This window comes from Desulfovibrio sp. TomC (assembly GCF_000801335.2).
GTDB lineage: Bacteria > Desulfobacterota > Desulfovibrionia > Desulfovibrionales > Desulfovibrionaceae > Solidesulfovibrio.
Window position 1 is genome coordinate 1 of the sequence record NZ_JSEH01000147.1, and the last position, 897, is coordinate 897.

The following is an 897-nucleotide window of genomic DNA, read 5'->3' on the forward strand; positions in this document are numbered from 1 at the left end:
GTAAGCGCTCAATAAGGCGCGTCTTGTCAGGCGAGCCGGAAGCGGCAGAAGGTCAGGCAGGGATGGTCAGGCTCTGGGGATCAATGTGCTGCGGCAGGAGGGCCTTGCGTTGGGCGTCGGTGGTTGCCGCCGGCAGGTGCTCGAAGAGCTGGCGCAGATAGCGGTAAGGCTCCAAGCCGTTGGTTTTAGCGGTCTCAATGAGGGAGTAAATCGCGGCCGAAGCGCCGGCTCCGCGCGGATGGCCGGAAAACAGCCAATTTTTGCGGCCCACGGCAAAGGGACGGGTGGCGTTCTCGGCCAGGTTGTTGTCCGGGCGCAGCCGGCCGTCTTCCAGGTAAACGCCCAGGTGGTCCCACTGTTTGAGGGCATAGCCGATGGCCTTGCCGAGCAGACTCTTTGGCGGGGTGGTGGCTGAGCGAGCATCAAGCAGCGCCTTGAGCTTGTCCAGGATCGGCCTGGACTTCTCGGCTCGCAAGGACTTGATCTGCTCGGGATCGAGCTTTTGCTTTTCGGCTTGGCGCTCCACGCCGTAAAGCTTGCCGATCAGATCCAGGACGGCATGGGCCGTGCCGCCTTTGGCCGTTTTCCCGGCGCTCTTTTCTATCTCGACGAACTTGCGCCGGACATGGGCCAGGCAGCCGAGATGGCGTAGGCCTTCCCGTTCGCCCAGAGCTTCGTAGCCGCTGTAGCCGTCGGTCTGCAGATAGCCTTTGAAGTCGCCAAGGATTTCTGCGGCCACGCTGCCGGCCCGGGTCGGATGATAGCGAAACAGGACGACCGGCTTTTCCGGCATTCCGCCCCGGGCGACCCACATGAAAGATTTCGCGGTGTTGGCCCTTCCGGGTTCGGCAAGCACCTGAACCGTGGTTTCGTCCATGTTGACGATGGGGCCGGAAC

1 protein-coding gene is annotated in these 897 nt (G+C 62.8%); it reads right to left on the reverse strand.

Annotation, left to right across the window (positions count from 1 at the left end; translation table 11 throughout):
• Nucleotides 1-52: 52 nt before the first annotated feature.
• On the reverse strand, nt 53-897 hold an 845-nt coding region (gene tnpC / locus NY78_RS21920; RefSeq protein WP_043641412.1), incomplete at its 5' end, for an IS66 family transposase.